At 57.7% G+C, this 8,137-nt stretch carries 10 protein-coding genes; all 10 read right to left on the bottom strand.

What is annotated here, in order from left to right:
* Positions 1 to 1,733, bottom strand: a 1,733-nt coding sequence (locus ABYO54_RS10990; protein ID WP_372808296.1) for a phage tail protein, incomplete at its 3' end; no start/stop codon positions are given.
* Positions 1,721 to 2,143 (bottom strand): DUF6950 family protein, encoded by a 423-nt coding sequence (locus ABYO54_RS10985; RefSeq protein ID WP_372808297.1) that lies wholly within the window; start codon positions 2,141 to 2,143, stop codon positions 1,721 to 1,723. The genes ABYO54_RS10985 and ABYO54_RS10990, both read right to left, overlap by 13 nt.
* A complete protein-coding gene (locus ABYO54_RS10980) occupies positions 2,143 to 2,730 on the bottom strand; it encodes a hypothetical protein (RefSeq protein ID WP_372808295.1) in 588 nt (195 codons plus the stop codon). Before ABYO54_RS10980 ends, ABYO54_RS10985 begins: the two co-directional genes overlap by 1 nt.
* Positions 2,727 to 3,320, bottom strand: a complete 594-nt coding sequence (locus ABYO54_RS10975) for a hypothetical protein (protein ID WP_372808294.1) — start codon at positions 3,318 to 3,320, stop codon at positions 2,727 to 2,729. The genes ABYO54_RS10980 and ABYO54_RS10975 overlap by 4 nt, the downstream gene beginning before the upstream one ends.
* The gene (locus tag ABYO54_RS10970; protein ID WP_372808293.1) at positions 3,320 to 5,062 is read right to left on the bottom strand and encodes a phage tail tape measure C-terminal domain-containing protein; all 1,743 of its coding nucleotides are present in this window, start codon (positions 5,060 to 5,062) and stop codon (positions 3,320 to 3,322) included. Before ABYO54_RS10970 ends, ABYO54_RS10975 begins: the two co-directional genes overlap by 1 nt.
* Before the next feature lie 148 nt (positions 5,063 to 5,210).
* Entirely contained in the window at positions 5,211 to 5,555 is a 345-nt protein-coding gene (locus ABYO54_RS10965; protein ID WP_372808292.1) for a hypothetical protein, read from the bottom strand.
* A 12-nt stretch (positions 5,556 to 5,567) separates the two neighbouring features.
* A complete protein-coding gene (locus tag ABYO54_RS10960) occupies positions 5,568 to 5,963 on the bottom strand; it encodes a phage tail tube protein (RefSeq protein ID WP_372808291.1) in 396 nt (131 codons plus the stop codon).
* Between the two features lie 580 nt (positions 5,964 to 6,543).
* Entirely contained in the window at positions 6,544 to 6,969 is a 426-nt protein-coding gene (locus ABYO54_RS10955) for a hypothetical protein (RefSeq protein ID WP_372808290.1), read from the bottom strand.
* Positions 6,969 to 7,262: a hypothetical protein gene (locus ABYO54_RS10950; protein ID WP_372808289.1), complete on the bottom strand. Its 294-nt coding sequence runs from the start codon at positions 7,260 to 7,262 to the stop codon at positions 6,969 to 6,971. Before ABYO54_RS10950 ends, ABYO54_RS10955 begins: the two co-directional genes overlap by 1 nt.
* A gap of 43 nt (positions 7,263 to 7,305) precedes the next feature.
* The gene (locus tag ABYO54_RS10945; RefSeq protein WP_372808288.1) at positions 7,306 to 8,079 is read right to left on the bottom strand and encodes a lipase family protein; all 774 of its coding nucleotides are present in this window, start codon (positions 8,077 to 8,079) and stop codon (positions 7,306 to 7,308) included.
* Positions 8,080 to 8,137 lie beyond the last annotated feature (58 nt).

Below are 8,137 nucleotides of genomic sequence, written 5' to 3'. Positions count from 1 at the left end.
GATTTCCCAACCACTAGATAACCAGAGGTTTCGAGCCACTTCGAACGGCGGCCCGAATAGTAGATCGCCCGGACGCGGACATCGTAGGCATAGCCGTCGGACACCGGGGAAAAGTAATGCTGGCGCTCGCCCGTTTCGAAGGCCGTCCAACCGGATGCGCTGGATAGCTTATAGGCCACCTCGTAACGATCAACGAAGGTTGAAGCCGGGGCGGACCACTGCGCGAGCAACCGGGCAATCACGGTTCCGGATGCCGAAATCTGCAAATGTTCCGTGCCACTCTCCAGCACAAGACCGGAAGGGGCTGGCGTGGAGAATGGATCGGGCAAATTGGTGTCGGGAATCGAAGGCGGGGTCGTCACATCAAAGGTGTAAACCGATGGGTCGTACTCCTGAACCTCGACCTTTATCTTGTCGGATGACTCCAGAGACATCGACAAAACCCGAAACGGCTTCGCATACCAGCCCGGCACCGGATGGGTGATGGTCACCACGTCGCCCACATTTACGGCAAGTGCTTCTAGCGTTACGGAGAAAGAGGCGGTCAGGCCTTGGCGCGCCTGCTTCAAGTGGTGTTGAGCAAGGATATTTGCGCGGGCCAGCGAGTTGGTCAGCGGGTAGTAGACGTCTTGCTCGAAAATCTGCCCATCTTCAGCGATGTAGTCGCCGTCGGATACCACCGTCAATGTGTCTTCCGATTGGTTGTCCGTGTCGTAATAATAGGCACAGACCTGGTTTGCGATGGTGTTCTTGGAGCTCCCGGAAAACGTCCACGCCCCGACAATGTTATCCTCATTGAAATCGAACAGGGCCACCTCGGGCTTATCAATCAACAATTTCCACTTGCCGCCGGAGTAAACCAGCATTCCCCGGCAGCATGTCAGGAGCTTCTTCACGTTGTCCAAACAACCGTCGTCCGGATTCAGCACGCCATTGCAGGTATAGCGCTTGGCGTCGAAATCGATCCCTTCCGAATCAGTGAACGTTACCAGCTCATCGCAATAATTAGCTGCCTCGGAAAAAGAGTCGTCATCAATGGCACTAACGGGAATCGAGGCCCCGAAGCGAGTGTTGGTGATGTAGTCCCGAATGCAGAGCGCCGGGTTTTCGCTCCACGCAGTTACGGCGGCACGCGGGTCGTAGATGCGCCGCCCACGGGCCTTAACGGTCAGCGTCGGCATGCCGGAAGGGAAGGCATCCGAATCCCACTCGGTGCGAACGTAAAGATAAGCAACTCCAAAACCGCGATGATCCGGCCCCCACGCCTCGACCTCTTGAACCAAATCGATATCGGCGGCCTGTCCATCGGCCCCGTCGTGGAAGGTGTATCGCACTAGATCGGCATAGACCAATTCCCCGTCGTCATCTTCGTAGGTGCCGACATCGTTATCGTTGAAATAGACCGCATCGATGCCGTCCATTTCGCCCTCGCCCAACACCATCACGCGATAAAGGTATTTATTATCCTCCCCCCCCGCCGCACGGAACTCGTTTCCGCCCACCACCCGGGTTCCGTAAAAGACACAGATTGCCGCCGTTGAGCTAGAGGTGTTGACCTTCGCGCCATAATCGGTCGCCTGGTCATCGGTAAAGGCCTCGCCCAACTCCTTGGCGGCATAACCAATGCCGACCGATACAACGGCTTGCTGGAGCATGGCCCCGACGGCAAGGTTCCCAATGGTAAACCCACCAATCGACGACCAGACAACACCAACGGCGGCTATTGCGGGCATCGGAACACCTCCACCCCGTCCATAGCCAACAGGCCGGACAGTCGAACAAAGCAGACACCGCGTTCCATGGTAGAAGAGAGCGCATATTTCCCAACGACCACATGGACGCATTCCCAGCCATCGAAAACGGCATAGATAATGTCACCGCGCTGGGCAAGGCGAGGATTTTCAACAGGCATCAACCCGGCATCGAGCAAGGCCTTGCGGGTTTCGCACGCGTTCGACATTTCGCGCGCCCTCTCCTCACTGAGGTCAAGCGCGCGTTGCGCGGCAAAATGGTCGGTGCCAAGCATGGCATCGACGGCCCCGGCGGCCAGTGCGGCGCAATTCGTGTTGCCCCACTCGAACGGCATGCCCTTAACAGCCGCCGCGAACTCTATCAGCCGAATATCCCAATCCACAAAGCGCATCAATCGTCTACTCCCCAAATTACATCCTGATCGACATTGCCGAATCCGTTAAAAAACATGTCACCGCGAAAATAGGCCTGTTGCTCAGCGTGGTTGGTATGGCGACCCGGCGTGCAATCGAAGGCCGCGAAATGGTTCGATGCCGACAGCGTTACCGTACAGCTGGAGCTATCCGGATCATCGGTCACGGTCGGCTCATCCATTGGACCGCAGAAGATGATTTCCGGGGCCCCAATCATTTGCCCAGAATCGAGGTCGAAGAAAACGCGCGAAATTCTAAGCTCCCGATTGAGGTAGGCGTAGGAAAGTATGGCAGAGATATAGGACTGTTCGACGCCGGAGAGCGAAACCCGCAGGGTAGAAACAACAACATCCGTCGTTTCCTCTGCGCCCTCGAATCCAAGATACGTTCCAAGAGCCGGATAAATTTCGCCTTCGTGCGACACGTCGCACGCGTTATCCGTGGCATAATAGACTTCCTCCTGCCCGGTGGCGCGATTCATGAAAACCGCGCGGAAAAGGTGCGCGGTGCGAATCTGTTCCGCAGACGCGGCGGCGATGACCTCGGTTGACAGCTCCCGGCTCAACGCAACACCTCCAGCAGCTCGATGGATAGGCCGTAGTGCAACGCCTGTCCGATATCGACTTCAAGGTCGTCGGACGTCAAGGCAACGCGAAAGCGATTGTCGGACCGAAGCGCATTGCCATCGATCGGCGACTTCTGGATCGTCGGGAAGATTGGAATATCGGCCCTACCGTCGTCTCCGGAATTCACATCCTCCGTAACCTGATAGGTCTTGTAGTCGCCTTCCACGCGAATAAAATCTCCCACGCGCAAAACGCCGTTTGAGTTCGCGGGCCACCCGGCGGTCGCCAAGGTTCTTCCCAACTGCCCGCCGCCGAAAACCACCGGGCTTCCGGCCATGGTTCCCCGCGTCGGCTGATTAGGGAAGTTGAAATAGAAGGCATCGAATCGGCCCTCCCGCGCATTCAGGAAGGTCAGCAGCGCGGCAATATCATCGCGGGTGGTCGCAGGATATTCCAACGTAAACCCCCAGCGCTGCCCGCCGCGGCTGGAGACCACCGAGCGCAGCGACTGCGCAACGCTAACGGTGTTCTGCACCAAACTCTTGATCTTCGTTTTCTGAGGCACCGGATTGCTCGGCATCGTAGCCATTAGATCGCCCCCCTTCCGCGCCGCGCCAAGGCGTCGTTAATCATGCCGACAAACATGGTGCGGCGCTGCATGAGCAGGGAGTCGACCCCGGCGGCATCCACCGCCGAAACACTGAAGTTCACGTTAATGGTATCGGACGAAGCGCCCGAGAGATTGTTTCGATGGCGCGGGTCGCCCGAGGTAATCACCTCTTCGCCCCGCTGCAGGATGGCGGGGATTTCATCGGGCTGAAGCCCGGCAATTCCGCCGTCGTGATAGGTCGGTATCCCGCCGCCGCCGCCACCGAAGAGCGAGGAAAGGCCGCCGGAAAACCACTGCATCATCGGATTGGCAACGCCTTGCTGGAACGAAAGCTGAGCCAGCGACTTCAGCCACGAGGCAACCATGTCGTCGAACTCGAATTTTCCGGTATCGATGAAATCCATAAAGGCGTCGGTCATTTCGTCCGACGCGCTCTTCATGGCATTCACGACCATTAATTGCGACGTGAGGTTATCATCGCGCCATTGCTGGATGGCGGACGATGATTCCGTGCGGTTTTTCTTTTCGAGGTTATGGAGCTCCAGCTCAACCTTATACAACTCGGTCAATTTGTTCTGATAATCCTCCGACTGCTTCCCGCTATCCTCGTAGATATCGAACAACTGATTGCTGATTGCGTCGTATTTCGACCGCAGGAAGTCGGTCTGCTCCGCGTCCGACATCTTCGCCATGGCCAAACGATCATGGGCCGCCGTCGCGCGCGACAATGCGTTTTCATAGGCCGCCCCAAACGCGGCCATGGCATCGCCAGAGGCGGGCATGTCGGAGGTTGTCGATTCGGCAAGGGCGGCCTGTTCGGCGCGAAGCTTCCCGAGCTTCGTTTCGAGGAACGAAATGTAATTCACCTGCGCCTCGCGCTGATCGCCCGGCATCAGGCGCATCAGGGAGCCGAGGTCGAACTTGCCGTCGAACATTTCGCGCCAACGATCCTTGGCCTGTTCAAGCTCGGTCTCGGTCGAGGCAATTTGAACGTTCAGGTCTTTCATTCCCAGCACATCGGCGGCCTCGACCACGAAGCCGCTCCAGGTATTGGACATCCGGCGTTTTATTTTTTCCATGGCATCGGCCATGGCGTCCATGGATTGGGCGGTTTCGGTTGACATCACCTGTCCGGACTCATGGGCCGCGCGGGAAACTTCATCGAAGCCGTCCTTGGCCAAGTCCTGCAGCACCTCCATCAAGCGAGGCGCGTTGCGGGTGCCCAGGATTTGTATGGCGGCATTATAGGCTTGCGCCTGGTTCTTCGAGTCGGACATCTTGCGCCCGATCAACTCCAACTGGCGCTCGACCGGAAGAGTGATGAACTGGGAAACGTTGATCCCCAAAGCCTCGAACGCACGGGAATAGGTGGCCATGCCATTGAGCGAATCCATGGACGCCTTCTGCATCTGGATGAGCGATTTTTCAAGATTTGCGTGCGAAGCCCCGGCCTTGTCCGCCATCATGCGCAACACCTGAAGTGCCTCCACATTGGCATTGGTCGCCTTGGACGAATCCGTTAAGGCCGAACCGTATTCGATGGCATTGCGTGTCAGCTCCGAAAAGGCCATCAGAGCCCCGGCCCCGCCAATCCCGGCAAGGCCGCCCACCATCGAAAGGGCGCCCTTCGCGGTCTTGGCGAGGTTTGCGTTTACCGATGCGAAGGCCGCCTTGGTGTTGTCGAAGGCGTTGATTCTGACGTTGGCGGCGGGCGTGGTCATCTTTCGTTAAGCATCCTTTTCGCGGCGTTGTAAGCCCGCCACCCGGCAAGCTCGACCTCAGAGAAGCGCCGGACCTCTTCAAGGGATTTCCCGAGTTGCTCGGCCAAGGAGAACAGAAAGAGCAGCGGAGCCCCGGCGGGCTCCGCCATCAGTTTTTTAGGTCGGCAACCTTTGGCGGTTTATGGAAAAACATCTGGTCGGCAATGCGCTTGATTAGGTCGTTCGCTCCGCCGGACATCAGCTCGACCAAGTCGGACTTCAGCAGCGCGGGAGTCCCATCCTCATTTTCGCCCAACAGCGCAATCACCTCGACATTGAACCGGGCAGAATCCTCATACTTTCCCAGCTTGTCCATATCCTCCGGCGTACGCGGGCGGGAAAAGATCACGAACGGATCTTCATCGTCGCCAGACAGCTCGGGGATTTCTATACGCTGACGACCAAGCAGTTTGGTATAATCAAGCAGGCGCTGTTGGAGTTCAGAATGTTTCATCCGAGGCCCCCACTAAACAGCGGGCGTTCTAGACAACGCACCGTGACCCTGAGCGGAAAAAGAAAACGAAATCGGGCCATCCTCCGGCGCATCGATTTCGAGCGACTTGATTCGCGCCGATCCGGAATATTTGAAGCCGCCCGTCTCAATCCACGCCTCGAAGTCGACCAACGCGCCCTCTTCCAGGGCCGCTTGCCCATTATCGGACGGGTCGAGGTTGCCGGAAACCGAAAGGTCAAACCCCTTGATTCCATCAAGGGTTTCCTCCCAGTCCTGACCCTGCGCAGTGGCCGTACCGATGGCGGCGCGGGTGGAAATTTTCCAGCTCTTGCGATCACCGACGACTTCAACGGCATCGCCGGACCCGGCGGCGGAAAAGATAGATTTGTAGCCAGACTTGGCACCCATGGTTTAGCCTCCATTAACGGTTGGATTGTTCGATGCGGAAAAAGTAGGCGCGGCGGCGCGGATCGGGGTTGATGTTCTGCAGGACGATTTGCAAATCCGTCATACGGTTGAAGGGTGGATGCCGAACAGCAACGCCAAGTCATTAACCGTGTATCTCCCAGAGCGTCTCAACACCCGAAGATCCCGCCGATCAGCGGCAGATAATTGCTTCTTTGGCACCTTCTTCTGTATTTCAGTCGCCGCACGCCGCATTGAGACCTCTCCACACACAACCGCCTGAATCAAATCAACGATTGATTGTCTATGACGAAGGTCGAGATTAACAATCGATCCAGTCGATTGAGATTCGACGGGGGCCGTCTCAAGGTCTGATCCAGGAACAATTCTCGCAAGACATTTCGGCGCGCACTCCCGCATACACTCACCGTTATTTTGCCAAAAGCACCGTGCTTCACACTTCACTCATTCACCTCAGTTAAGTTCCTATGTGTTTTTCGTAGTCACTTGCTCGCCCCTTCGGGCTTACCCGTAACGTTCTGCCGCATCAATATCCCGGCCACCGCGTTGGCCGAACGCCTGGTCATTCTACGGCGGAATGGTAGACTACTCGAAATGTTCTGGTGCCAACCAAGAAGTCGGCATTGGTCTCGCCATCGGCCTCGACCTCCCACTCCGACGGGAACGCGTATTGCACGCCGTCGAGCACGCTCATGGCGGCGACTACCAGCGCCTCGGTTCCTTCGCAAAGTTCGTCTAGCGCGGCCTCTCCACTGTCACTGCCAACGGCTTTGACATAAAGCACCACCCGCAACTCCAGCTCATGTTCAAACGTAACCGGGGCAGAGGTGATGAGTGTTTGTTCTTCGCGATCGGTATAGATGATGGCGGCAGGGAGTTGCCGCTTTTCGTTGAGCTTGTGGCGGCGGCCCACCTCGACAAGCCTGAACCCCGGCGACGCACTCATGGTATCGCAGACGGCTTTGCGGATCAATGCGCGCGGACTCATTACTCCCAATCCTCCAGGTCAACCATGGCAAGCCCTTCGTCGTCGACCCCCGGGCAAACAACGCGGTAAACCTCATCGACACCCGTGTCCCTACTTTTAACGATAAGCCTATCTCCCTCGCCCAACACCGCCGCAACGGTCGATAAAAGCGCAACTTGAGGGTTGCTTGCAGCAATCCCGACACCCACGCCAACATCGGCCGGCAAGCGGTCGAAGATTCCATCCACCACGGTTCCGTCCGGCAAGGTGACGGAGGTCTTCCATTCCTTTATAAAAAAATCTTCAGGGTCCATTGCAGCGCCTCCGGCGCGGGCGGCCACACAGGCCGCCCCGGGGTTAAAAGTCCAGGCTGCCGATCAGGCGAACATACTCGCCCACATAGCTATGATCGGATACGCCATCAAAAATTCCGCCCTTTTTCCGGCCAAGATATTGCCCGCGCAACTTAACCATCAACGACGGATCAACATGGAGCTTGTCGGCGGAATCGAAATACATTTCGGTCCCGACATGGCGGTAGCCCATCCAACGAAACGGCACCCGGCAAACGGTGTCGTTATTGGCCACCCATCGAAAACAAGAGCCTTTAGCCAACTGGTCGAAGGTGCGCGCGGCGGGCAAATTCAAGTCGCGCGGCGCGCCAAAAAGATGTGCCTCGGTAACGGCAACCCCATCGCGGTCGAGCAGCTGATAAGCGTCGGTGGCCATGCCAGCGCCACGAGAGTGGCCGCCAATCACGATGTCGTAACCAAGCCGCGCATATGTGCGGAGCGACTCCAGCGCGTGACCATAGGTCTCTGCCAGACCATCATCGAATCCGGCATGGACGGCGAAGCCGTCGGTTCCCATCGTTTTCATTGGGCGTTGCGCGGCATTCAGATTCGAGCGCCACTGCGGCCAATTGACCGTCCCGCGCCAGATCAGGTAAGCCACGCGATTGATCGGCACCACCAAGGCCCGCTCACACAACGGACCATTGCCGGATATGATTTCGACCTGAGACGACGGCAGGCCGAACCGTTGGATACATTGCCGGACGTGCCCCCCGGTCGGTTGGTAGATGGCGGCGGCGAGCTTGACGGCGGCTTGGTGGTATTTCGGGCTAATCATTGCGGCAACTCCAAGGCAAAGGCGAGGCGGGCGGCCTGCGCGACAGGCCGCCCGCCGT

This window comes from Pontiella sp. (assembly GCF_041622395.1).
GTDB lineage: Bacteria > Verrucomicrobiota > Kiritimatiellia > Kiritimatiellales > Pontiellaceae > Pontiella.
This window is presented reverse-complemented; position numbering and strand designations above follow the sequence as displayed.

Bases quoted from the DNA above. Each gene is read 5' to 3' on its own strand.
- ABYO54_RS10965 (WP_372808292.1), bottom strand. From the start codon at position 5,555: ATGAAACATTCTGAACTCCAACAGCGCCTGCTTGATTATACCAAACTG.
- ABYO54_RS10970 (WP_372808293.1), bottom strand. From the start codon at position 5,062: ATGACCACGCCCGCCGCCAACGTCAGAATCAACGCCTTCGACAACACC.
- ABYO54_RS10950 (WP_372808289.1), bottom strand. From the start codon at position 7,262: ATGGACCCTGAAGATTTTTTTATAAAGGAATGGAAGACCTCCGTCACC.
- ABYO54_RS10945 (WP_372808288.1), bottom strand. From the start codon at position 8,079: ATGATTAGCCCGAAATACCACCAAGCCGCCGTCAAGCTCGCCGCCGCC.
- ABYO54_RS10955 (WP_372808290.1), bottom strand. From the start codon at position 6,969: ATGAGTCCGCGCGCATTGATCCGCAAAGCCGTCTGCGATACCATGAGT.
- ABYO54_RS10975 (WP_372808294.1), bottom strand. From the start codon at position 3,320: ATGGCTACGATGCCGAGCAATCCGGTGCCTCAGAAAACGAAGATCAAG.
- ABYO54_RS10960 (WP_372808291.1), bottom strand. From the start codon at position 5,963: ATGGGTGCCAAGTCTGGCTACAAATCTATCTTTTCCGCCGCCGGGTCC.
- ABYO54_RS10985 (WP_372808297.1), bottom strand. From the start codon at position 2,143: ATGCGCTTTGTGGATTGGGATATTCGGCTGATAGAGTTCGCGGCGGCT.